Origin of the sequence: Flavobacterium sp. DSR3-2, from assembly GCF_049896525.1 — a bacterium.
Lineage (GTDB): Bacteria > Bacteroidota > Bacteroidia > Flavobacteriales > Flavobacteriaceae > Flavobacterium.
Window position 1 is genome coordinate 388,603 of record NZ_JAFCUM010000001.1, and the last position, 23,453, is coordinate 412,055.

General features: G+C 36.0%; 21 protein-coding genes. 16 read left to right on the plus strand and 5 right to left on the minus strand.

The window, feature by feature from the left end:
• Nucleotides 1-180 precede the first annotated feature (180 nt).
• Nucleotides 181-2,244: a M13 family metallopeptidase gene (locus tag ACP7AV_RS01650; RefSeq protein WP_426090498.1), complete on the minus strand. Its 2,064-nt coding sequence runs from the start codon at nt 2,242-2,244 to the stop codon at nt 181-183.
• Nucleotides 2,245-2,467: 223 nt separating this feature from the next.
• On the opposite strand from ACP7AV_RS01650, the gene ACP7AV_RS01655 reads away from it, so the two are divergent.
• From ACP7AV_RS01655 to ACP7AV_RS01675, 5 genes are all read left to right on the plus strand, one after another.
• Nucleotides 2,468-3,133 carry an SCO family protein gene (locus ACP7AV_RS01655; protein WP_426062559.1) on the plus strand — a complete coding sequence of 222 codons (666 nt, stop codon included), beginning with the start codon at nt 2,468-2,470 and terminating at the stop codon, nt 3,131-3,133.
• A gap of 157 nt (nt 3,134-3,290) precedes the next feature.
• Nucleotides 3,291-3,533 (plus strand): FeoA family protein, encoded by a 243-nt coding sequence (locus ACP7AV_RS01660; protein ID WP_426062558.1) that lies wholly within the window; start codon nt 3,291-3,293, stop codon nt 3,531-3,533.
• Entirely contained in the window at nt 3,527-5,629 is a 2,103-nt protein-coding gene (gene feoB / locus ACP7AV_RS01665) for a ferrous iron transport protein B (protein ID WP_426090499.1), read from the plus strand. The genes ACP7AV_RS01660 and feoB overlap by 7 nt, the downstream gene beginning before the upstream one ends.
• A gap of 313 nt (nt 5,630-5,942) precedes the next feature.
• Nucleotides 5,943-8,174, plus strand: a complete 2,232-nt coding sequence (locus ACP7AV_RS01670) for a TonB-dependent receptor family protein (RefSeq protein ID WP_426090500.1) — start codon at nt 5,943-5,945, stop codon at nt 8,172-8,174.
• 143 nt (nt 8,175-8,317) lie between these two features.
• Nucleotides 8,318-8,446 carry a FeoB-associated Cys-rich membrane protein gene (locus ACP7AV_RS01675; protein ID WP_121363983.1) on the plus strand — a complete coding sequence of 43 codons (129 nt, stop codon included), beginning with the start codon at nt 8,318-8,320 and terminating at the stop codon, nt 8,444-8,446.
• Between the two features lie 2 nt (nt 8,447-8,448).
• Here ACP7AV_RS01675 and ACP7AV_RS01680 read toward each other — a convergent pair whose 3' ends face one another.
• The 4 genes from ACP7AV_RS01680 to ACP7AV_RS01695 all read right to left on the minus strand — a co-directional run bounded on the left by ACP7AV_RS01680 (nt 8,449) and on the right by ACP7AV_RS01695 (nt 12,433).
• Nucleotides 8,449-8,865, minus strand: a complete 417-nt coding sequence (locus tag ACP7AV_RS01680) for a hypothetical protein (protein WP_426062555.1) — start codon at nt 8,863-8,865, stop codon at nt 8,449-8,451.
• A gap of 48 nt (nt 8,866-8,913) precedes the next feature.
• Entirely contained in the window at nt 8,914-9,732 is an 819-nt protein-coding gene (locus ACP7AV_RS01685) for a ZIP family metal transporter (RefSeq protein ID WP_426062554.1), read from the minus strand.
• A gap of 2 nt (nt 9,733-9,734) precedes the next feature.
• Entirely contained in the window at nt 9,735-10,382 is a 648-nt protein-coding gene (locus ACP7AV_RS01690; protein ID WP_426090501.1) for a metal-dependent transcriptional regulator, read from the minus strand.
• A 179-nt stretch (nt 10,383-10,561) separates the two neighbouring features.
• Nucleotides 10,562-12,433, minus strand: coding sequence for an Nramp family divalent metal transporter (locus ACP7AV_RS01695; RefSeq protein WP_426090502.1), 1,872 nt, complete (start codon nt 12,431-12,433; stop codon nt 10,562-10,564).
• Between the two features lie 120 nt (nt 12,434-12,553).
• On the opposite strand from ACP7AV_RS01695, the gene ACP7AV_RS01700 reads away from it, so the two are divergent.
• The 11 genes from ACP7AV_RS01700 to ACP7AV_RS01750 all read left to right on the plus strand — a co-directional run bounded on the left by ACP7AV_RS01700 (nt 12,554) and on the right by ACP7AV_RS01750 (nt 23,453).
• On the plus strand, nt 12,554-14,797 hold the full coding sequence (locus tag ACP7AV_RS01700; RefSeq protein ID WP_426090793.1) for a TonB-dependent receptor: 2,244 nt from the start codon (nt 12,554-12,556) through the stop codon (nt 14,795-14,797).
• On the plus strand, nt 14,797-15,264 hold the full coding sequence (locus ACP7AV_RS01705) for a thioredoxin family protein (protein WP_426062551.1): 468 nt from the start codon (nt 14,797-14,799) through the stop codon (nt 15,262-15,264). The genes ACP7AV_RS01700 and ACP7AV_RS01705 overlap by 1 nt, the downstream gene beginning before the upstream one ends.
• Nucleotides 15,265-15,299: 35 nt before the next feature.
• The gene (locus ACP7AV_RS01710; protein ID WP_426090503.1) at nt 15,300-16,451 is read left to right on the plus strand and encodes a lycopene cyclase family protein; all 1,152 of its coding nucleotides are present in this window, start codon (nt 15,300-15,302) and stop codon (nt 16,449-16,451) included.
• A 101-nt stretch (nt 16,452-16,552) separates the two neighbouring features.
• Entirely contained in the window at nt 16,553-16,963 is a 411-nt protein-coding gene (locus ACP7AV_RS01715; protein WP_426090504.1) for a BrxA/BrxB family bacilliredoxin, read from the plus strand.
• Between the two features lie 261 nt (nt 16,964-17,224).
• Nucleotides 17,225-17,683 carry a DUF1905 domain-containing protein gene (locus ACP7AV_RS01720; protein ID WP_426090505.1) on the plus strand — a complete coding sequence of 153 codons (459 nt, stop codon included), beginning with the start codon at nt 17,225-17,227 and terminating at the stop codon, nt 17,681-17,683.
• Between the two features lies 1 nt (nt 17,684).
• Complete coding sequence (locus ACP7AV_RS01725; protein WP_426090506.1) at nt 17,685-18,362, plus strand: DUF2461 domain-containing protein; 678 nt, start codon at nt 17,685-17,687, stop codon at nt 18,360-18,362.
• A 320-nt stretch (nt 18,363-18,682) separates the two neighbouring features.
• Nucleotides 18,683-20,050, plus strand: coding sequence for a rhodanese-related sulfurtransferase (locus ACP7AV_RS01730; protein ID WP_426090507.1), 1,368 nt, complete (start codon nt 18,683-18,685; stop codon nt 20,048-20,050).
• 6 nt (nt 20,051-20,056) lie between these two features.
• Nucleotides 20,057-21,298 carry a peptidase U32 family protein gene (locus ACP7AV_RS01735; protein ID WP_426090508.1) on the plus strand — a complete coding sequence of 414 codons (1,242 nt, stop codon included), beginning with the start codon at nt 20,057-20,059 and terminating at the stop codon, nt 21,296-21,298.
• Nucleotides 21,298-21,528 (plus strand): ferredoxin, encoded by a 231-nt coding sequence (locus tag ACP7AV_RS01740; protein WP_091172284.1) that lies wholly within the window; start codon nt 21,298-21,300, stop codon nt 21,526-21,528. The genes ACP7AV_RS01735 and ACP7AV_RS01740 overlap by 1 nt, the downstream gene beginning before the upstream one ends.
• Before the next feature lie 187 nt (nt 21,529-21,715).
• Complete coding sequence (locus ACP7AV_RS01745) at nt 21,716-22,990, plus strand: PSP1 domain-containing protein (protein WP_426090509.1); 1,275 nt, start codon at nt 21,716-21,718, stop codon at nt 22,988-22,990.
• Nucleotides 22,974-23,453: a gliding motility lipoprotein GldH gene (locus ACP7AV_RS01750; RefSeq protein WP_426062546.1), complete on the plus strand. Its 480-nt coding sequence runs from the start codon at nt 22,974-22,976 to the stop codon at nt 23,451-23,453. The genes ACP7AV_RS01745 and ACP7AV_RS01750 overlap by 17 nt, the downstream gene beginning before the upstream one ends.

Genomic DNA, 23,453 nt, shown 5'->3' on the forward strand with positions numbered 1-23,453 from the left:
CTTTCGCATATCGAACAAGTAGCATTTAGTATTATGAAAACAAGCTTTAGGGTTTGCAATGAGACTTAATGGGGTCTTTTCTGCAACGATGAAATTTATGTATCACTATTACAGTACAGAACAATTAGTTCATAAAAAAACCCATTCTTGCGAATGGGTTTTGCTATAAATAGAAGTCAATTACCAGATTCTTACACGCTTTTCAGGTGCAATGTACATGCCATCATTTGCTTTAATATCAAACGCTTTATAGAACGTATCTATATTTTGCAAAGGAACATAAGCACGGTACATTCCTGGAGAATGCGGGTCTGTTTTTACTTGATTTTTCAAGGCTTCATCACGCATTTTTGAACGCCAGATAGTCGACCAGGAAATGAAGAAACGTTGTTCTGGAGTATATCCGTCAATTAATCCCGGATTTCCGTTTTCTTTCAAATACAATTGTAAACCATCATAAGCAGCATTTACGCCACCTAAATCTCCAATGTTTTCACCCAGCGTAAATTTACCATCTACAAAAGTTCCCGGAATAGGTTGCAAGGCGCTGTATTGAGCTGCAAGTGCTCCAGTTAAAGCTGAGAATTGTTTCAAATCTTCAGCCGTCCACCAGTCTACTAAGTTTCCGTCAGCGTTGTAACGAGATCCTGAATCATCAAAACCATGTGAAATTTCGTGACCAATAACACCACCAATTCCACCATAATTTACCGCTTCATCTGCTTGGTAATTGTAAAAAGGCGGTTGCAAAATAGCTGCCGGGAATACAATTTCATTATTTGAAGGATTGTAATACGCATTTACCGTTTGCGGTGACATTCCCCATTTTTCTTTATCAACTGGCTTACTTAACTCAGCAATATTCTCATTGAAACGCCATTGAGACATATTTTTAGCGTTTTCAAAATAGGTTCCGCCTTCTGCCGGACTTTTAATCGTCAAGGCCGAATAATCTTTCCACTTGTCTGGATAACCAATTTTTATTCTTGATTTATGCAATTTAGCAAGCGCGCTTACCTTTGTTTCTGCTGACATCCAAGACAAATTATTGATTCTGTTTTCGAAAGCTGAAAATATATTTTTGATCATCTTCTCCGCTTTAGCTTTGGCTGCAGCCGGAAATTTTTTCTCTACATATAATTTTCCTAAAGCTTCTCCTACCGCTCCGTTGATCGTTTGAAGTGCTCTTTCGTCACGTGGTCTTTGGCTTACTGCACCCGTCAATGTTCTTCCGTAAAACTCCCAGTTTGCGTTTTCAATTTCTGTCGATAATTGGCTTGAAGCACTATTCAACAAACTCCAGCGCATGTATGCTTTCCAGTCTTCTACTTTGTTTTCTTTAAAAATAGTTTCTAGCGCCGTCATGTATTTTGGTTGTGATACGATTACGGTATCTACTTTTGCCAATCCAATTTTTGTAAAATAATTATTCCAGTTGATTGATGGAGTTAACTTACTCAACTCACTCAATGTCATAGGATTGTATGACTTACGACGATCTCTGCGTTCTACTCTGTCTAATCTTGGTTTAGACATAGCAATTTCAAGAGCCAGGATTTTTTCAGCATTCGTTTTAGCCACTGCTGGTTTATCACCAAGGTATTGCAACATTTTGGCAACGTGTAAAACATATTTCGCACGTTTCTCTTTAGAATCGGCATCCTCAGAAACATAATAATCTCTGTCCGGCAAACCTACGCCTCCAGGACCTAGATTAATCACGTTTCTACTGCTGTTCTTCGCATCAGTTCCCACGCCAGCACCCATAAATCCAATGCCACCGATAGGTTCCATCTCAATCATTAATGCTTCTAAATCTTTGGCGTTTTTAACCGCGTCAATTTTTTTCAAATACGGTTTCAACGGAGCAATACCTAACTTGTTTCTTCCCACGGTATCAAGAATAGACTTGTATAAATTTACCGCTTTGCCTTGATCTGTATTGGATTTGTAACTTGGATTTGTTGTAGCTTCTTTTAAAATCGCTAACGCATCAGCATCCGTTTTTTGACGCAATTCATCAAAACTACCCCAACGGGTTCTATCAGCTGGAATCGCCGTATTATCCAACCAAGTTCCATTCACATAGCGAAAGAAATCATTACTTGGTTTTACGTTTTTGTCCATGTAATTCACATTGATTCCCGGTTCTTTGGCTGCCGGAACATTCTGTGCTTGACTCACCGCAAAACCCATAATTGCAGGAATCACAAAAAGCAATTGCTTATTGCTGGTTTTTTTCATTTTTTTTGTTTTTTAGTTATGTAAACAAAGCTATTAATAATTTTTTGATTTTCTACTAAAATCAAATATATGCGAAAGTTTTGACACCAAAATTTCTAAAAGGTTTAATCATGAAAGAATTAATTTACACGCTTTATTTGGAAAGAATCTGCTTAAAATAAGATTGTGTTAATTTGAATTAAAAACAAATCCCGTTTTTGTACTTTTGCATCAAAATAGCATCATGTCAGATTTTTTTAAAAAATACCGTCTCTTTTTTGGAGTTTTCATTGTTCTTTCGGCAATTATTTTATCCTTATTTTATTCGGCTTTAAAGCCAAAAAAAACACTTCCCATTTTCAATCCCGCAGATGTAAATCCAGAATTAGTAGACAGCACCGTTCAGTACAAAAGCAAATATCATACGATTGCCGATTTTTCATTCATTAATCAAAATGGGAAAACCATCACCCAAAAAGATTACGAAGGCAAAATATATGTCGCTGATTTCTTCTTTACCACTTGCGGCTCCATTTGTCCGAAGATGACGACCAATTTGTCCGATATTCAAAAAGCTTTCGCCAACAATCCAAAGGTAAAATTGCTTTCCTTCACCGTTTTTCCAGAGATTGACAGTGTTCCCGTTTTGAAGGCTTACGCCAAAAAACACCATGTTGATGACAACAAATGGAACTTAGTAACCGGAGATAAAAAAGAAATTTACACGATGGCCAGAAAATCCTATTTGGCTGTAAAATTGGGTAAACCAAGTGAACTCTACGATATGGTTCACACCGAAAATTTTGTTTTGGTGGATACCAAAAAAAGAGTGCGTGGTTTTTATGACGGAACCAATAAAGAGGACATGAAACGATTAATTGAGGACATCACTTTTTTGAGCAGCAAATAACAAGCATAAAGACGGATTTCTGCTTTACAAATAAAGGTTTTCACAAAAGACAACCGCTGTCTCGATTTGTTTTAATTACCGTATAAATGTGATAATTATCATTTGTGTTTGTATTAAAATGTGTATTTTTGCAATCTTAATTCAATCTAAATAAGTTTTGCAAACAACGATACATTCTCTCAAAAAAGGCGAAAAAGCCATTATAAAAGACTTTGACATCGATACCGTTCCATTAAAATTATTGGAGATGGGTTGCTTACCTGGCAATCTTGTAGAATTACTTCAAATTGCACCTTTTGGAGATCCTTTGTATTTGAATATAAATGGTTCGCACGTAGCAATTAGGGTGGAAACCGCAAAAGAAATTGAGGTTGAGATTATAAAAACCAACTTATGGTAAGCAAGCAAAACATCAATGTCGCGTTGATCGGGAATCCGAATGTAGGCAAAACTTCCGTTTTTAATCAGCTGACGGGTTTGAATCAACAAGTGGGGAATTATCCCGGGATTACCGTTGAAAAAAAGATAGGTTTTTGCAAATTACCCAATAATATAAAGGCGAATATTCTGGATCTGCCAGGAACATATAGCCTGAATGCCAGTTCAATTGATGAAAATGTTGTCATTGAATTATTACTCAACAAAAACGACAAATTATACCCTGACGTGGCTTTAGTTGTCACTGACGTGGAAAATTTAAAACGAAACTTACTTCTTTTTACCCAAATAAAAGACTTGGAAATTCCTACTATTTTAGTCATCAATATGGCTGATAGAATGAAATTTAAAGGGATTACATTGGATATTCCATATCTGGAAGCACACTTAAAAACAAAGATTGCGTTAATCAGTTCCAGAAAAGGGTATGGAATTGATGAATTGAAAAAGTTGATTGTAAGCTACCGAACCATTTCGAGCGAACCTTGCCTGAATTCCTCCGTAATTGATCCCGATTATTTCAACAGTTTGCGTAAAGCCTTCCCGAATCAATTGCTTTATAAATTGTGGCTGGTTATTACACAAGACGTAAATTTCCTGAATTTAGAACGAAATGAAATCCGAAGCTCGTTTACCAAATCGCATTCTGATTTAAAACGTTTGCAACAAAAAGAAACCATAAAACGCTATCAATTCATTAATGATGTTTTGAAAGTGGGACTAAAAATCGATTCCAGCGTTGCAAGAGATTACCGCAGCAGATTAGATCGCGTGCTGACACACAAAGTTTGGGGATACGTCATTTTCTTCCTTATTTTGTTTGTTATTTTCCAATCGATTTTTGAATGGTCTAAAATTCCAATGGATTTCATCGATACTTCTTTTGCTTCCTTGAGCACGCTTGCTGCGGAAGGATTGCCAGCCGGAGTTTTAACCAACTTAATTTCGCAGGGAATCATCCCGGGAATTGGAGGAATTTTGATCTTTATTCCACAAATCGCCTTTCTATTTATGTTTATTTCGATACTTGAAGAAAGCGGTTACATGAGTCGTGTGGTTTTCTTGATGGACAAAATCATGCGAAAATTTGGATTATCGGGCAAAAGTGTGGTACCGCTTATTTCTGGAACAGCCTGTGCCATTCCCGCGATTATGGCAACCAGAAATATCGAAAACTGGAAAGAAAGATTGATTACTATTCTCGTAACTCCATTCACCACCTGTTCTGCTAGATTGCCGGTTTATGCCATTATCATCGCTTTGGTAATTCCGGATAATCGCGTTTTTGGTTTTCTGAACATGCAAGGAATGACCTTGATGCTGTTGTATCTTTTGGGTTTTGGAATGGCAATTTTTTCAGCTTATATTTTAAATAAAATCTTGAAAATTAAAGGAAAAACATACTTTGTCGTAGAAATGCCCAATTATAAATTACCGCTTTTCAAGAACGTGGGAATCAATGTAATCGAAAAAACAAAAGCGTTTATTTTTGGAGCCGGAAAAATCATTTTGGCCATTTCTATTGTGTTGTGGTTTTTAGCCTCTTATGGCCCTGGAGAAAAATTTAATAACGCGGAAAAAATTGTTACTGAAAACACCCTGCAAAATCCGTTGACTGAATCCGAATTTGAAAACGCTGTCGCTTCGCAAAAACTGGAAAACTCCTACATTGGAATTATGGGAAAAGCAATTGAACCCGCCATTTCGCCTTTGGGTTATGACTGGAAAATAGGCATTGCCATTATCAGTTCCTTTGCGGCCAGAGAAGTTTTTGTGGGAACATTAGCCACGATATACAGCGTTGGCGGAAGCGACAATGAAGTTACCATCAAAAACAAAATGGCTGCCGAAGTAAATCCGGTTACTGGTGAAAAGATTTTCAACTTTGCATCCGGGATATCGCTGTTGTTGTTTTATGCTTTTGCCATGCAATGTGCCAGTACACTTGCGGTTACTAAAAAAGAAACCAATTCATGGAAATGGCCGGCCGGACAATTAATCTTTATGTCTGGGTTTGCTTATGTCGTAGCATTACTTGCATACCAAATCCTGAAATAAAAGACTATCATTTTCCGTTACCAAAATTTATGTCGTTTGACTAAAATTATTTTAGTCATCAAATTACGATACCGCACTACATATAAATAACAAAAATTTTTTAATAGTATTTGCGTATTTCCCAGCGAAGTTCCAATATGCTTATAATCTTCAAGTTTACAATATTAACAATTTACTGAACCTGAAAATTCTTCCACAACGCACTTGATTTATTGAACAAGTGTTAAAAATTACAAATTTATTATTTTTAATTTGTCTAAATAAGATTTAGGATTTAACTTCGCAGCACAGAATCAATCTAAATAAAAATAATATGAAATACACGATTTCGCTATGTATGTGTTTACTAATCACAACGTTTTATGCGCAAGAAATTGAGCGTCAACAAAGCGATACAATTAAAAATTTGTTGCCAGTTTTGGTTACTCCAAAAATTCAAAGTCCTGAACGTATGCCTGAAATAAAGGAAAACATACTTTTTTCAGGTAAAAAAAATGAAGTAATAAAACTTTCAAATATAAATGGAAACTTTACCACAAATAATGCGAGAGAAACTTTTTCTAGAGTTCCTGGCGTAAATATATGGGAAAATGAAGGTTCCGGAATTCAAATCAACATAGGTGTTAGAGGATTGAGTCCAAATAGAAGTTGGGAATTAAATACCAGACAGAACGGATACGACATCTCCTCTGATGTTTTTGGCTATCCAGAAGCCTATTACAATCCGCCTTTGGAAGCGGTTGAAACAATAGAATTGATTCGCGGTGGAGCTTCACTTCAATTTGGCCCCCAATTTGGTGGAATGTTGAATTATGTTCTGAAAAGAGAATACAAAAAAACGTTTTCATTCGAAACTCAAAATACAATTGGTAGTTATGGTTTAATGAGCAGTTATAATGCCATAGGCGGAAATTTAAAAAAATTCTCATACTATTTGTATAATCACTCGCGCAGTGCTGATGGCTGGAGAGAAAACAGTGAGTATACTGTAAGAAATTCACATGCATTCATGGAATATCGTTTTACCGCCGATACAAAAATTTCTGCAGAATATACAAACATGGATTATGAAATGAAACAAGCCGGCGGATTAACTGATGCGCAATTTCAGCAAAATTCTCAAAAATCTTTACGCGAACGAAACTGGTTTGGAACCCCCTGGAACGTATTTTCATTGCAGTTCGACACTAGAATAAATACTAATTTAACTTCTAACACGAAATTTTTTGGATTAATTGGCGAAAGAAACAGTGTTGGTTTTACAGCAACTCCAAATGTGGCAGATGCCATAAATCCTGCTACAGACAATTATGCAAACCGACGTGTAGATCGTGACTTTTATGAAAACTTTGGTGTTGAAAACAGAAATATCTTCAAGTATACTTTAGGAAAAACAAAACATAACCTAGCATTTGGTGCTAGATTATACAAAGCTAAAACTACAAGACAACAGGACGGTAAAGGAACCACCGGCAGTGATTTTGACCTATCGATCAGTGGAACCTATCCACGTGATTTAAATTTCATAACTGAAAATATAGCACTTTTTGCAGAGAATCAATTTAAAGTTACGGAAAATTTTAGCGTCACTCCCGGCATTAGATACGAACACATAAGTTCAGAAGGAAAAGGATTATTTGGCATAAAAGGAGGGAATAATGTTCCTTTTTCAGAAAAAAAATTAGTGAGAAACAAGGCGTTATTAGGTTTAGGATTGGAATATAAATTTGCGTCTACAAATGTATATGCCAATATTACACAAGCATACAGACCCGTTCTGTTTTCTGATTTAACACCCCCAGCAGTAACTGACGTAATTGATCCTAATCTAAAAGATGCAAGTGGTTATAATGCAGATTTAGGCTATAGAGGCAACTACAATAACTATGTGAATTTTGATTTTAGCTTGTTCTATTTAAGCTATAATAATCGTATTGGTGGAGTAAGACAGTTTACTAACAATGATCCTAGTCAAGGTACTTTTCTTTTCAGAACAAACTTAGGAGAAACAGTGAACAAAGGAATTGAAGGTTTTGTTAATATAAATGTAACGCGTTTTCTTGGTAAAGAAAAAGAATTGGGTAATATAGATTTATTTGCCACAATAAGTTTTATTGACAGCCGCTACACTGATTTTAAAATCTCAACCGCATCCGGAACGGCGCCTAATACAACTATAACGGAGCGTAATCTTAAAGGTAACAGAGTTGAAAATGCACCAAGATACATTCATAATTTTGGATTATCTTGGGGCAAGAATAGCATTTCAAGTACTTTGCAATACAAGATGGCAGGTAAAATTTTTACTGATGCCAATAATACTACCGAACCATCAGCAAATGGTGTAACAGGATTGTTAGGGAGTTACAATGTGTTTGATTTCTCTAGCGAGTATAAGTTTTTAAAAAACTATAATATACGAACAGGAATCAACAATCTATTCGACAAATCTTATGCTACTAGAAGAGCTGGAGGTTATCCAGGTCCGGGAATTTTACCGGGAGAAGGAAGAACATTTTACATTTCCATTGGTGCAAAATTGTAATTAAATATGAAATTGCTGTTTCCTAATCTGAAATAAAAACCTTTGGTATTAACTTTGGAACAAGGGCACGGTTGTAAAAACTTTGTCATTAGTTTAACTCAAAAAAGCAACCATTTTCGGTTGCTTTTTCTTATTTTTACGATATGGATATTCAAGAAATTTTAGCTTTTTTAGCGCTCGGAATAGCACTGGCTTTTTTGATTAAAAAATTCTTCTTCAAAAAGAAAAAATCCGATAAAGATTGCGGTAGTGGTGATTGTGGCTGTAGCTAATGCTACTTTAAATAATCAATTTTCAGGTAATACTCTTCTGGATTAATCTTGCTTCCTTCTTTTGGATACGGCAATACACTAATGCTTTTTATCTTCTTTTGTTTGTCTGACAAATAGCTTGCAAGCCACTTTTTATTGTCTTCTTCATTCTTCATTGAAAAAACCAAAGTCGAATCTTCAATTAATTTTGAATCTTTATATACCGAAACAACGGCTGTAACTTCTCCTGCCCAAATGCAGGTTACGCCCTCCGGACATCGGGAATCATTGGATATCGCTTTTAAAACCAACTGAAATCCTTTTTGATTGGGACATACTTTTTGCTTTATGGTTACGTATTTAACCTTTTGTGATTTTTGGCTTTGCGCCAAAACTATACTGCTGATAATCATAAAAAGCAATAGCACTAACTTTTTCATATATTGTATTTAAAGATTTAAAAATTTTATTGAAAGACCACGAAATTTCTAACTCAAAGCTACGTCCAAAACCATCATTACAATAAATCCTCCAACGAATCCCAGCGTGGCAATATCAGTATTTTTATCTTGTTGCGTTTCCGGTATCACTTCTTCCACAACTACAAAAATCATCGCGCCTGCGGCAAAAGCCAAAGCATACGGTAAAATCGGAGTGAAAAATGTGACTGCAAAAGCACCTAAAACAGCGGCAACCGGCTCCACTAAAGCTGAAGATTGTCCGTACATAAAACTTTTCCATCTACTCATTCCCATACGTCTAAGCGGCATTGCAACGGCAATTCCTTCCGGAAAATTCTGAATTCCAATACCAATGGCTAACGTAACAGCACCCGCGATGGAAGCTTCCGGAATCCCGGCGGCCACTCCTCCAAAAAGAACTCCAACAGCCAATCCTTCCGGAATATTGTGCAGTGTAATTGCCGAAACCAGTAAAGTGGTGCGTTGCCAAGGCGACTTGATTCCTTCAGTAACTTTAAAATTGATGTGAAGATGCGGTAATACTTTATCGATTCCGAAAATAAAAAGCGCGCCTAGGAAAAAACCAAAAGCTGCGGGAATGACTTTTGCAAAGCCTTCACCACCGGTCATTTCTATAGCTGGAGCCAATAAACTCCAAAAACTGGCCGCAACCATTACGCCACCGGTAAATCCAAGCATTCCGTCAAGAACCGTCCGATTCATAGTTTTAAACATAAAAACGAAAGAAGCTCCCAAAGCCGTTAGAAACCAAGTGAACAAACTAGCATACAAAGCGGCTAAAATTGGGTCAATGCTCGTAAAATAATCTACTACAGATTGAAACATAATTATTTGATGTATATATTACTGGCTATTTTATTTGAGACCGTTATTTCTTTGGTTCCAACCCGAATTCTAAAGGAGGAATCAAAACTTTCCTTTTCGATAATTTCAATTTGGGAACCCAAAGCGATTTCTTGTTTGTCTAAATATTTTAAAAAATCAGAGGAGGTGTCTTTGACACCCACGCAAATCCCAATTTGGTTTTTTTCAAATTCAGAAAGCAATTGTTTTTCTACTTTTATAATTCTTCCGTTAGCATCCGGAATGGGATCTCCATGTGGATCTTCAGTGGGATTTCCCAGAAAATCATCTAACTTATTGATGAGTTTTTCAGATTTAATGTGTTCCAATTGTTCGGCAATCTCGTGTACCTCATCCCAAGAAAAATCCAACTTTTCCACTAAAAAACATTCCCAAAGACGGTGTTTTCTAACGATCATCTTCGCCGCTAATTTCCCTTTTCCAGTAAGCGAAACGCCCTGGTATTTTACGTAGTTCACCAAGTCTTTCTCGGAGAGTTTCTTTAGCATATCAGTAACGGATGATGCTTTAGTTTCCATTTTTTCAGCAATGGCATTGGTACTGATATCAGCATCCGAAACTGCCGTAAGGTGGTAAATGGTCTTGAGATAATTTTCTTCTGAAAATGTCATTTGATTTTAGATTGAGGATTAGTATTTTGGTTTCAGATGGCCAAGTCCACATAGCAGTATAAATCCGTTGTTTTTTTCCCTTTACAAAATAATAAATATTTAACTGACAGCAGGACACGAGTGAGGACAGCTTACAACGCTAATAGCTTCTGATACCGAAACAAATTTAACATAAGAATTTAATTTTTTACGATTAGTAGCGGGATATCAATTTTGTGCCGCAATTTATCCACCGTGGTTCCAAAGATTAAATCCTTGAATCCAGTGTGTCCGTGTGTTCCCATAATCAAAATGTCAAATTCTCCTTTATTGATAATTTCCGGAATGACTTTATTAGGTTTTCCAAAGCCTAATTGTGTTGCCACTTTGTATCCTTTTTCGGTAAGCATTGCTTTATATTGCTCTAATAATTTTTCGTCAATTAAAGTTTCGTGATCATCAATATTTTCGCCATAAATCATAGCGCCAACGGTTTCTACCACGTGAATCAAAGTGTATTGTGCTCCTATTCCGCCTAATTCAAAAGCGTTATTCAATGCCACTTCATCTGCATCGGAAAAATCTACGGAGACCGCAATGTTCTTTTTAGTGTAATTTCCTGATTTAGAAAGTTTCAATTTTAAATTATGCGGCGAATGATTTTCAATATCTATTTTAGCTTTGGTGATAAAAGGCTTAAACACAATATAAAGTAACAAAATCAAGAAACTTATGGCTAAAGGAACCACTGTTAACCACAACAAAATTGGGTTTTTAGATGTTGCCAGCCAACCCGTAATTTCATCAAAAACCAATTTAGCGTTTAAAGCAACTATAATTGTAGCAATAATCCAAGAAGCGATTTGGGTGATTCTACCAATATGAAATCCTTTCATTTTTGATTTATCACTTACAAAATGAATTAACGGAATAATGGCAAAACCCAATTGTAAACTTAGAATAACCTGACTCAAAATCAATAGTTTTCCGGTGACACTTTCGCCATATATAGTAATTACAATAACTGCAGGAATAATGGCGATTAATCGTGTAATGATTCTTCGAACCCATGGCTGAATACGCAAATTAAGATAGCCCTCCATTACGATTTGACCCGCCAGCGTTCCTGTAATTGTGGAACTTTGCCCTGCAGCAATCAAGGCTATTGCAAATAATACAGGTGCCAATTTACTTCCTAAAAGTGGTTCTAAAAAACGGTGAGCATCCTGAATTTCGGCCACTTCAAACATTCCGTTTTTATAAAAAGTGGCTGCCGCCAATATTAAAATGGCGGCATTTACTAAAAAAGCTAAGTTTAATGCAATCGTAGAATCGATGAAGTTGTATTTTATAGCCTGTTTAATTCCCGCAGTAGTTCGCTCGAATTTTCTGGTTTGCACCAAAGAGGAATGCAAGTATAAGTTGTGCGGCATAACTGTAGCGCCAATAATTCCAATAGCGATATAAAGAGCCGCTTCACTGGGCATCGAAGGAATTAATCCAAACAACACTTTATCCAGTTCCGGCTGGGCAAAAATCATTTCAAAAATAAAGGAAAATCCAATAATAGCAACCAACACAATGATAAAAGCTTCCATTTTACGGATGCCTTTATTAATCAAGAACAATAACAAAAAGGTGTCTAAAACTGTGATCAACACACCTTCAATCAACGGAATATCAAAGAGTAAATTAATACCAATCGCCATTCCTAACACCTCGGCAAGATCACAGGCTGCAATGGCAATCTCGGCAAGGAAATATAATATATAATTGATAAACGGCGAATAGGTTTCTCGCGAGGCTTGCGCCAAATCACGTTGGGTAACAATCCCCAATCGGGCACTTAAACTTTGCAACAATAACGCCATAATGTTACTCATCAATAAAACCCAAAGCAAGGCATACCCAAACTGACTGCCGCCCGCAATGTCCGTCGCCCAATTTCCCGGATCCATATATCCAACACTGATTAAATAAGCGGGACCAAAAAAAGCAAGGATTTTTCTAAATACTGATTTCTTGTTTAGTGTGGAAACGGATTGGTTTACTTCTTCTAAAGATTCAGTCATGACATTAAGTTATTGATACAAATGTAATTAAAAAATTTGTTTTGCAAAATATAATTTTTAGCTTTGTCTAAATTTAATTTAAGCATTGTGAAAAAAATATACCCATTGTTTGTGTTTCTGATGTTTCACTTTGGCTATACCCAAGAAAAAACAAGTCTTTCGGGATTTGTTTCGTCAGAAAAAAAAGGGATTTCGGAGGCCCAAGTTTTTATAATTGGAACAAAATATGCCACCCAAACGGATAGTTTAGGCAAGTATATTATCGAGAATATTAATGAAGGAAGTTATAAAATTCAAATTGTCGCCACAGGTTTTCAAACTTTAAAAAAGAGCATTACGCTCAAAAAAAATGAGAATAATAATTTGGATTTTGAACTTTCAAATACTGAAAACCAGCTCAACGAAGTGGTGGTTTCGGGAACATTAAAAGCGGTAAAAAGATTAGAAAGCGCCGTTCCTGTCGAGGTTTATTCCCCAATATTTTTCAAAAAAAATCCAACAGCCAGTATATATGAAGCCTTACAAAATGTAAATGGCGTTCGACCACAACTCAATTGCGGCGTTTGCAACACAGGCGACATCCATATTAATGGGCTTGAAGGTCCGTATACTTTGGTTCTAATTGACGGAATGCCAATCGTGAGCAGTTTATCTACGGTTTACGGATTATCCGGAATTCCAAATTCACTGGTGGAACGAATCGAAATCGTAAAAGGTCCCGCATCGTCTTTATACGGTAGTGAGGCCGTTGGAGGTTTGATTAATATTATTACCAAAAATCCAACAAACGCTCCCCTATTCTCCGCAGATGCGTTCTCTACTTCTTGGTTGGAAACCAACCTTGACTTAGGAGTAAAAATCAATGTAGGCAAGAAAGCGACAGCTCTTTTGGGTTTAAATTATTTCAGATACAATCAAAAAATAGACAACGATAACGACAATTTTACCGATGTAACACTTTCAGACCGAATTTCTCTTTTTCAAAAATGGATTTTCAACAGAAAAGAAAATCGATTGTTTACCATCGCGGCACGTGGCGTTTATGAAGACCGTTTTGGTGGCGATGTGCGTTGGGAGAAAAAATACCGAGGTGGAGACGAAATCTATGGCGAAAGCATTTATACCAAACGAGCCGAATTGATAGGAAGTTACCAATTGCCTTTTCCGGAAAAACTAATGCTTTCCTTTTCAGGAAACATACATTTTCAAGACAGTCGCTACGGTACAACGAGCTATATTGCCAACCAAAAAATTGGCTTTTTACAGCTGACTTGGGATAAAAAAATAGGGAGAAATGATTTGCTTACCGGAATTGCAACCCGTTACAATTATTACGATGACAATACAGCTGCAACTTCAAAACTTGGAAATAACAATCCAGAAAAAACCTGGTTACCGGGGATTTTTATTCAAAACGAAATTACATTTACAGAAAAACACAAGTTGTTGTTAGGACTGCGTTACGATTACAACTCGTATCACGGAAGTATCTTGACGCCAAGAATTGCCTTTAAATGGAAATTGGACGATAATAATATTATTCGACTGAACGCCGGAACAGGTTTTAGAGTGGTGAATTTATTTACCGAAGATCACGCTGCTTTGACCGGTGCTCGTGAAATTGTAATCACAAATAATTTGAAACCGGAACAATCGATAAATGCCAATTTGAATTATATCAAGAAAATAAATTTCGACAGCGGAACCTTTATTGGAATTGAAACTTCCTTTTTCCATACCCGATTCAGCAATAAAATTGTTTCGGATTATGTTACTGATCCCAACCAAATCATCTACGACAACATCAATGGTTACGCGATAAGCCAAGGAATCAGCATGAATATCGATATTACTTTCCCAAATGAATTAAAAATTATTACCGGTGCTTCTTTGCTAGACAATAAAAACGTTCAAAATGGCCGGAAAGAAACACCTTTTTTAACCGAAAAATTTACTGCAACCTGGAGCGCTTCCTATAAAATTCAAGCTATTGATTTGAATGTAGATTACACTGGAAATGTCTACAGCCCCATGCAACTGCCTCTTTTAAGCACTTTAGATCCTCGTGCTCCAGAATCGCCTTGGTACAGTTTACAAAACATTCAGTTTACCTATTCTGGTTTGAAAAACTTTGAATTTTATGCCGGAATTAAAAACCTGTTGAACTTTTTGCCTAAACAAAATAACCCGTTTTTAATTGCAAGGACAAATGATCCATTTGATAAAAATGTAAGGTACGACTCGAACGGACAAGTATTGGCAACGCCTGAAAACCCGTATGGGTTGACATTTGACACGACGTATGTATACGGACCCAATCAAGGAATCAGAAGTTTTTTCGGACTTCGATATACCTTAAGATAATGAAAAATATTCTTTATTTACTGTTGGTATTATGCTGTGGGATTCCCGCTGGATTTGCGCAGTTGCACTCCGTTTCATTCGAACAAATAGACAGTTTGCAAAAGATTGAAAAAAGAAAAACGATTGTCTTCATTCAAACCGCTTGGTGCTCGTTTTGCCATGCGATGAAAAACACCACTTTTAAAAACGAGGAAATCATCAAGGAGCTTAACGCTGCTTTTTATTTTATTGATTTTAACGCAGAAGAAAAACGAACGGTAGTTTTCAACAAAACCACTTTTCAATTCAAACCCACGGGAAATACTTCCGGAACACATGAACTGGCCATCGCATTAGGAACAATAAATAAACAATTGACCTTTCCTGTTTTAAGTGTTTTGAATAGTAAAAACGAGATTATTTTTCAGCACAGCGGCTACTTAAAACCAAAAGAATTAAAGCTGATTTTAGAGAAACTAAAAGAATAAAATTGTCTATTTTTGGGGAAATGTCAAATTTCCAAATGAAACACTACGATTATATTTTTACCGGCGCAGGATTATCGGCTATGATGACCGTGTATAAAATGGTCCAATCTGTTAAATTCCGAGATAAAAGTATTTTGTTATTGGATGAAAATACCAAAAAAACTAACGATAGAACATGGTGTTTTTGGAAAACCAACGATTCACTTTGGGAACAATCTATTTCAAAGAAATGGGATTCGGCTTTGTTCGCCAATGCAGACTTCCGCAGGGATTTAGACTTGAAACCGTACCGCTACAATATGGTGAAAGGATTGGATTTTTACACTCAAGTATTTGATTTGCTTTCGAAACAAGAAAATATCACTTTCATCCATGAAAAAGTATTGGAAATTGAAGAATCCGAAACTATAATTCTGGTACAAACCGAAAGTGAATCCTTTTCATGTTCGAAATTGTTTAATAGTATTTACAACAACAAGAAAGCAGCGAGTCAGACCAAATATCCTTTGCTGCAGCAGCATTTTATTGGTTGGTTTATCAAAAGCGAACAGCCTGTTTTCAATCCGGAGCAAGCTACTTTCATGGATTTTTCGGTGGAACAAAAAGGAAATACCCGTTTTATGTATGTGTTACCAACTTCCAAAACTGAAGCATTACTGGAATACACCTTGTTTTCGCACCAACATTTGAAGACCGAGGAATACGAAAACGAAATCCGGCAATACATCGAAAAACTTGGGATTACGAACTATGAAATTGTCGAAAAAGAACAAGGCAGCATTCCCATGACGTGTTATCCTTTTTGGAAAGCGAATACTAAAAACGTAATCAACATAGGTAGTTCCGGTGGCTGGACGAAAGCAAGCACCGGCTATACTTTCAAAAATTCGGATAAAAAATCAACAGAATTAGTTGTCTTTCTGCAGAGGGAAACCGACTTCACCAAATTTCATAAGAGAACCAAATTCTGGTTTTACGATTTGCTTTTGTTAGACATTTTAGACCGAAAAAACGAATTGGGTTCTCATATCTTTTCTTCAATGTTCAAAAAAGGCAATCCAACATTAATTTTTAAATTTCTGGATGAGGAAACTTCTTTTATTGAGGACATTACCGTTATTCTAAAATGCCCAAAAATACTATTCATTAAAGCTATTTTTCATGTGGCTTTCAAAGCAATGAAATAGAAATCAAACTATAACAAAACTTTATAATTGAACTCCTATACTTGATTGTAAACTTTGTAACTTTGCAATTCTAAATTAGTATTGATTTAAAATAAAAAAATATGTATCCAGAAGAAATGGTAAAACCAATGCAAGCAGAATTGACTGCGGCAGGTTTTCAAGATTTACATAGTGCTGAAGCAGTAGAAAACGCAATCAAATTAGAAGGAACAACGCTAGTGGTTGTAAATTCGGTTTGTGGTTGTGCTGCCAGAAACGCACGTCCGGGGGCAAAAATGAGTTTAGATGGCGCTAAGAAACCAGACCATTTAATTACTGTTTTCGCAGGAGTTGACAAAGATGCAGTTGATACCGCAAGACAACACATGTTCCCTTTTCCTCCATCATCGCCATGTATGGCTTTGTTCAAAAACGGAGAATTAGTTCACATGTTAGAGCGTCACCACATTGAAGGTCGCCCGGCGGAATTAATTGCTGAAAACTTGAAAGACGCTTTCAACGAGTATTGCTAAAATATAAATTTTAGAATGTATTAACCCTTTCATAGTTCTAAACTTTGAAAGGGTTTTTTATTTATAAACAACGTAAACTTTGTATAATTTTTTTATTTGGAGCTTTTTCCAGCTATTCGTTACAATCTTTTTTTCCGCTAAAAAGCGGATAAAAAAGGATTTTCACTGCTATCTGGGCTAGAAAAATTCAGGATAGAAAAAGAGGTGTATATTTGATAAGATTAAATAGTTAGCGGAAAAGCTAAAAAATGAGCCTATAAAATGGACTATATCATAAAAGACGAAAAACTCGAATTAAAATATGAACACGGAAAAGGTGCTTGGACTTATCATTTACGCATTCCAAATTCAAAACATATTGATGGAAAATGGGGTGATATAAAAGTGTCAGGTTCAATCGATACCTACAAAATTGAAGCAAGAAACCTTGCTCCAATAAAAGGAGAAGACAAAATGCTTTCTGTAAACAGTGAAATAAGAAAAGCTATCAATAAAAAAGGGGGCGATATTGTTACCGTTTCACTTTATCTATTATCCAAGAAAGAAGAAATAACTGAAAAGCAAATTTTAGAAACCTTCAAGGAATCGGGAGTTTTAGAAGCTTTTGAAAAACTAAACGAATCTGAAAAAAATGATATTTTAGAAAGTATTATTTCTCAAAAAATCGAAGAGAAACAAATCAAGATAATTATAAAACACATAGATAAATTAAGTACGTAAAATGATTAAGCAAACATCTTTAAACTTTTTAAAAGAACTTAAAAAAAATAATTCAAGAGAGTGGTTTGAACAAAACAAACTAATTTATCAAGCCTACAAGGATGATATTATTTTGTTTACAGAAAATTTATTGTTAGAATTAGCAAAATTAGACCTTTCAATAGCGAATGCAAATTTAGTTCCTAAAAAGTGCCCGACAAGAGTAAACAGAGACTTGCGGTTTTCAAAAGACAAGACACCATATAAAAACTATGTATTGGTCGTTTATAATAAAAATGCTCCACACGGAAACACAGCAGGATATTTTATTCATATTGAACCAGGAAATTTAATGGTTGGTGGTGGAATTTGGCAGACAACCCCTGAATTTTTAAAAAAAATTCGGAAAGAAATAAGTTATTCATACGAGGAATTTAACGGAATAATTTCAAACAAACAATTTCAAGATATATTTCCAAGCGGTATTCAAGGTCAAAGTAAATTAAAAAAATTCACTGATTTTTATGAAGAAAGGGAACCAGTTATTGAATTGCTTAAAATGAAAGGTTTTTGTACCAAAGAATTGATAAGTGACAATATTTTGACAAGTCCAGACGCAATAAAAATCATTCGCAATTATTTTAAAACAACAAAACCACTGATTGAATATCTTAATAAAGCTATAGAATTTGAAGAATAAATAACTGTCACCTCCTATACGAATTCTTTCGTGTGCCTTAAAACAATAATTACGACTCTGAAAAAATAAACCTTGTATTAACCACAACTACCCTAGCCCAGATTGCAGCGGCATCCTCTTGTTGTAGCGATAGCGAAAACAAGAGATATAGCGAAAAGCTGGAAATAGCTCCAAGAAAATTAAACCATTATGGCATTAAGGAAAATTAAGCGTCTATTGTTAATGATTACGAACCTTAGTTCCTTCAAAACTTTGCTCCACTGAACCTTTTTACCTACTTTTGCAAAAAATATATTTCTCAACTTAAAACTGTTTATAGCATGCAACTGTATAACACATTAAGCGCAGAGGAAAGAGCCATCATGATTGATGATGCCGGAAAACAACGTCTTACGTTGTCTTTCTATGCTTATGCGCAAATCTCAAATCCAACACAATTTCGTAACGAATTATTTTTGGCGTGGAACTCACTTGAAGTTCTGGGTAGAATTTATGTAGCCAGTGAGGGAATCAACGCCCAATTATCATTGCCTGCCGATAATTTCTATGCGTTCAAAGATTCGATTGAAGTCTACGATTTTATGAAAGGAATCCGATTGAATATTGCCGTAGAACAAGACGATCATTCGTTTTTGAAACTGACTGTAAAAGTCCGTGACAAAATTGTAGCTGACGGTTTAGTCGATGAAACTTTTGATGTGACGAATATCGGGATTCATTTAAAAGCGGCGGAATTTAATGAACTTCTGGAAGATCCAAATACGATTGTGGTCGATATGCGAAATCATTACGAAAGTGAAATTGGACATTTTACCAAAGCTATCAAACCAGATGTGGATACTTTTCGGGAATCATTACCCATTATCGAAGAGCAACTTACGGAACACAAACAAGACAAAAAACTATTGATGTATTGCACCGGAGGTATTCGCTGCGAAAAAGCCAGTGCTTACTTCAAACACAAAGGTTTTGAAAACGTGTATCAACTGGAAGGTGGAATTATTGAATACACACGTCAGGTAAAAGCCGAGGGTTTAGAAAGTAAATTCATAGGTAAAAATTTCGTATTTGATCACCGCTTGGGCGAAAGAATAACGGACGATATTGTCTCCCAATGCCATCAATGTGGCGAACCTTGTGACGTACATACCAATTGCGTGAACGAAGGTTGTCATTTGCTTTTCATTCAATGTGACTCTTGCAAGGAAAAAATGGAAGGTTGCTGTTCTTCTGAATGTATAACTGTGATTCATTTACCGGAAGAAGAACAAAAAGTCATTCGCAGAGGAATTAAAAACGGAAATAAGATTTTCAAAAAAGGAAAATCAGACGTTTTGACTTTTAAAAACAACGAAGAAACGCATGGTATTTTTGTTGCCGAAAAACCATCCCGAACCGTCGGGACTGCTGCAAAAAAAGACCCAAAGGTTAAGAAAATTTATATTGGAAAAGGAACACATTTTTTTCCAAAAGCAAGTATTGGCCAGTTTTTAATTGAAGAAAATGAAATCAAAATTGGCGATACGATTCTGATAAAAGGCGCCACAACCGGCGAACAAAAATTAGTAATTGAAGAAATGCTAGTGAACGATTCAGTACAAGAAAAAGCAGTTTCCGGAGACACTTGCACGTTTAAATTACCATTCAGAATTCGATTATCTGATAAATTATATAAAATTTTAGACTAATTTATCATGACATCGAATATCAAAATAGAACTTATGGCTCCCGCCGGGAACTTTGAGTCGCTTCAAGCCGGATTAGACAATGGTGCAGATTCTATTTACTTTGGCGTAGAGCAATTGAACATGCGCGCCAGAGCCACCGTGAATTTCACCATGGACGATTTACCGAAAATTGCCAAACGTTGCGAAGCTAAAAATGTTCGAAGTTACTTGACCCTGAACACTATAATTTACGATCACGATTTATCCATCGTGAAAACCTTATTGAACAAAGCCAAAGATGCGAATATCACTGCGGTGATTGCTTCTGATCAAGCGGTCATCGCTATGGCGAGAGGCATCGGAATGGAGGTCCATATTTCAACTCAATTAAATGTGACCAACATTGAAACCATAAAATTCTACAGTTTATTTGCAGACACGATGGTTTTAAGTCGGGAATTGAGTTTACGACAAGTAAAAAGCATCACCGCTCAAATCGAAAAAGAACAAATTAAAGGACCAAACGGCAACTTGGTAGAAATTGAAATTTTTGGTCATGGTGCTTTGTGTATGGCAGTTTCGGGAAAATGTTATTTGAGTTTACACTCCAATAATTCCTCCGCCAATCGTGGCGCGTGTAAACAAAATTGCCGCAAGAAATACACTGTTATTGATCAGGAAACCGGTTTTGAAATCGAAGTCGACAACGAATATTTAATGTCTCCAAAAGATTTATGCACTTTGGATTTTTTGGGCCAAGTCATTGATTCCGGTATTAAGGTGTTAAAAATTGAAGGCCGTGGCCGTGCTCCGGAATATGTTGCCACCGTTATCAAAACGTATCGGGAAGCCATTGAAAGTTATTATGAAGATTCATTTTCGAAAGAAAAAGTAGCAGACTGGATGGAAGCTTTAAACACGGTTTATAATCGTGGTTTTTGGTCCGGTTATTATCTCGGACAAGAATTGGGCGAATGGAGTGATGTTTCCGGATCGATGGCTACACAGAAAAAAGTCTATGTGGGAAAAGGAACCCATTATTTCCCGAAAGCCAACATTGGTCAATTCAAAATTGAAGCTTACGACATCAAAATTGGAGATAAAATTCTGGTAACAGGACCAAGCACCGGAGCGCAGGAAATGATTATCGACGAAATGTTTGTCAATGATGTTACGGCTGAAAAAGCCACCAAAGGTGATGATTGTACTTTAAAATTACCTTTCAGAATCCGAATGTCGGACAAATTATATAAAATTGTGGAAGCCTAATGGTTATTGTTACTTTACAAAGAGACAAATGCATTGGCTGTAATTATTGTGTTGAAATGGCGCCGGTTCAATTTCAAATGTCCAAAAAAGACGGGAAATCAGTTTTGATTCATTCGCAAAACGCCAAAGGTTTTTTTACTTTAAAATCACACGACCATACGATTGTTGAAAGTTGCGAATTGGCTGCAAAAGCCTGTCCAGTTAAAATAATTTCGGTGAAAGAAACCTAAATTTTTTATCAAAAACAGATTTAGATTCAACCCATTACTATCGGATTTGTAATGGGTTTTTTTATTGAAAATTTATGATTTATTGACGCTTTTATGCGTTGTGACGTAAAATTAAAAAATACTATCTTTACGCTTTAAACGTTTTAAGAACTTAAGTTGTGCTCGTCGCAACACTATATATAAAATTATGGCATGTACAAGTTGTTCAACTTCTGATGGTGGCGCACCTAAGGGTTGTAAAAATAATGGGACTTGCGGCACCGATAGCTGCAATAAATTAACGGTTTTCGATTGGCTTTCTAATATGAGTTTGCCTAATGGTGACGCTCCTTTTGACTGTGTTGAAGTTCGTTTCAAAAACGGAAGAAAAGAATTTTACCGCAATACCGAAAAATTAACGTTAAGCATGGGCGACATCGTTGCTACTGTTGCATCGCCAGGTCATGATATAGGAATTGTTACTTTGACAGGAGAATTAGTTAAAATTCAAATGAAGAAAAAAGGAGCCAATTACTTGGGTACTGAAATTCCAAAAATTTACAGAAAAGCATCCCAAAAAGACATTGACATTTGGTCTACAGCAAGGGACAAAGAAGAGCCAATGAAGGTTCGCGCACGGGAACTGGCGATTGCTCAAAAACTGGAAATGAAAATTTCGGATATTGAATTTCAAGGGGATGGATCAAAAGCTACGTTTTATTACACTGCAAATGACCGTATTGACTTTCGTGCTTTGATTAAAGATTTTGCTAAAGAATTCAGTACCCGAATAGAAATGAAACAAGTAGGTTTCCGTCAGGAGGCAGCTCGTTTAGGCGGAATAGGTTCTTGTGGGAGAGAATTGTGCTGCTCTACTTGGTTGACGGATTTTAGAAGTGTAAATACCTCAGCGGCTCGTTACCAACAACTGTCTTTAAATCCACAAAAACTGGCCGGACAATGCGGAAAATTAAAATGCTGCTTGAATTATGAGTTGGACACTTACATGGATGCGTTAAAAGATTTTCCAGATTTCGAAACAAAACTGGTAACTGAAAAAGGAGATGCTATTTGTCAAAAACAAGATATATTTAAAGGTTTAATGTGGTTTGCTTACACGAATAATTTCGCCAATTGGCATGTTCTAAAAATTGATCAGGTCAAAGAAATTGTTGCTGAAAACAAACTAAAAAACAAAGTTACATCGTTAGAAGATTATGCTATCGAGCTGATTGTTGAGCCAGAGAAAAACTTTAATAACGCAATGGGCCAAGAAAGTCTAACTCGTTTTGACCAACCAAAAGCAAAGAAAAAAACGAATAAAAAACGCAAACCGGCTGGTGAAAACGCGATTATTGCCAATACTAACAAACCAGAAAACAACAATAAAACTGCAAATAATACCCGTCAAACTCCATCAGAAAAAAAACCGGCAGAGCCAAGAAAACCAATAATTATTACTAAAAATGTGGATAAAAAATAGCGCTTTACTTCTTTTGGTTGTGATTCTCTTTTCTTCATGTGATAAAAAAAGGGTATTTGATGAATATAAATCTGTTGGCAGTGCTTGGCACAAAGACAGCATTGTAACATTCAATTTACCAGAATTAGACTCAACAAAACGATATAATTTATTTGTGAATTTAAGAGCCAACAACGATTATTTATACAATAATTTGTTTTTAATTGTAGCGATGGAATTGCCAAATGGTTTTACAAAAGTGGATACACTTGAATACCAGATGGCAGACCCGGATGGAACATTGTTAGGCAATGGTTTCTCAGATTTAAAAGAAAGCAAACTCTTTTATAAAGAAAATGTAAGATTCAAATCAAAATACAAAGTGTATATCAAACAAGCAGTTAGAGAAACCGGCAAAGTTCCCGGTGTAACGGCTTTAGATGGAATTACAGAGGTAGGTTTTAGAATAGAAAAAAAAGAATAA

Coding starts and splice junctions, on each gene's coding strand:
- ACP7AV_RS01650 (WP_426090498.1), bottom strand. CDS start 2,244: ATGAAAAAAACCAGCAATAAGCAATTGCTTTTTGTGATTCCTGCAATT.
- ACP7AV_RS01655 (WP_426062559.1), top strand. CDS start 2,468: ATGTCAGATTTTTTTAAAAAATACCGTCTCTTTTTTGGAGTTTTCATT.
- feoB (WP_426090499.1), top strand. CDS start 3,527: ATGGTAAGCAAGCAAAACATCAATGTCGCGTTGATCGGGAATCCGAAT.
- ACP7AV_RS01670 (WP_426090500.1), top strand. CDS start 5,943: ATGAAATACACGATTTCGCTATGTATGTGTTTACTAATCACAACGTTT.
- ACP7AV_RS01675 (WP_121363983.1), top strand. CDS start 8,318: ATGGATATTCAAGAAATTTTAGCTTTTTTAGCGCTCGGAATAGCACTG.
- ACP7AV_RS01680 (WP_426062555.1), bottom strand. CDS start 8,865: ATGAAAAAGTTAGTGCTATTGCTTTTTATGATTATCAGCAGTATAGTT.
- ACP7AV_RS01685 (WP_426062554.1), bottom strand. CDS start 9,732: ATGTTTCAATCTGTAGTAGATTATTTTACGAGCATTGACCCAATTTTA.
- ACP7AV_RS01690 (WP_426090501.1), bottom strand. CDS start 10,382: ATGACATTTTCAGAAGAAAATTATCTCAAGACCATTTACCACCTTACG.
- ACP7AV_RS01695 (WP_426090502.1), bottom strand. CDS start 12,433: ATGACTGAATCTTTAGAAGAAGTAAACCAATCCGTTTCCACACTAAAC.
- ACP7AV_RS01700 (WP_426090793.1), top strand. CDS start 12,554: ATGTTTCACTTTGGCTATACCCAAGAAAAAACAAGTCTTTCGGGATTT.
- ACP7AV_RS01705 (WP_426062551.1), top strand. CDS start 14,797: ATGAAAAATATTCTTTATTTACTGTTGGTATTATGCTGTGGGATTCCC.
- ACP7AV_RS01710 (WP_426090503.1), top strand. CDS start 15,300: ATGAAACACTACGATTATATTTTTACCGGCGCAGGATTATCGGCTATG.
- ACP7AV_RS01715 (WP_426090504.1), top strand. CDS start 16,553: ATGTATCCAGAAGAAATGGTAAAACCAATGCAAGCAGAATTGACTGCG.
- ACP7AV_RS01720 (WP_426090505.1), top strand. CDS start 17,225: ATGGACTATATCATAAAAGACGAAAAACTCGAATTAAAATATGAACAC.
- ACP7AV_RS01725 (WP_426090506.1), top strand. CDS start 17,685: ATGATTAAGCAAACATCTTTAAACTTTTTAAAAGAACTTAAAAAAAAT.
- ACP7AV_RS01730 (WP_426090507.1), top strand. CDS start 18,683: ATGCAACTGTATAACACATTAAGCGCAGAGGAAAGAGCCATCATGATT.
- ACP7AV_RS01735 (WP_426090508.1), top strand. CDS start 20,057: ATGACATCGAATATCAAAATAGAACTTATGGCTCCCGCCGGGAACTTT.
- ACP7AV_RS01740 (WP_091172284.1), top strand. CDS start 21,298: ATGGTTATTGTTACTTTACAAAGAGACAAATGCATTGGCTGTAATTAT.
- ACP7AV_RS01745 (WP_426090509.1), top strand. CDS start 21,716: ATGGCATGTACAAGTTGTTCAACTTCTGATGGTGGCGCACCTAAGGGT.
- ACP7AV_RS01750 (WP_426062546.1), top strand. CDS start 22,974: ATGTGGATAAAAAATAGCGCTTTACTTCTTTTGGTTGTGATTCTCTTT.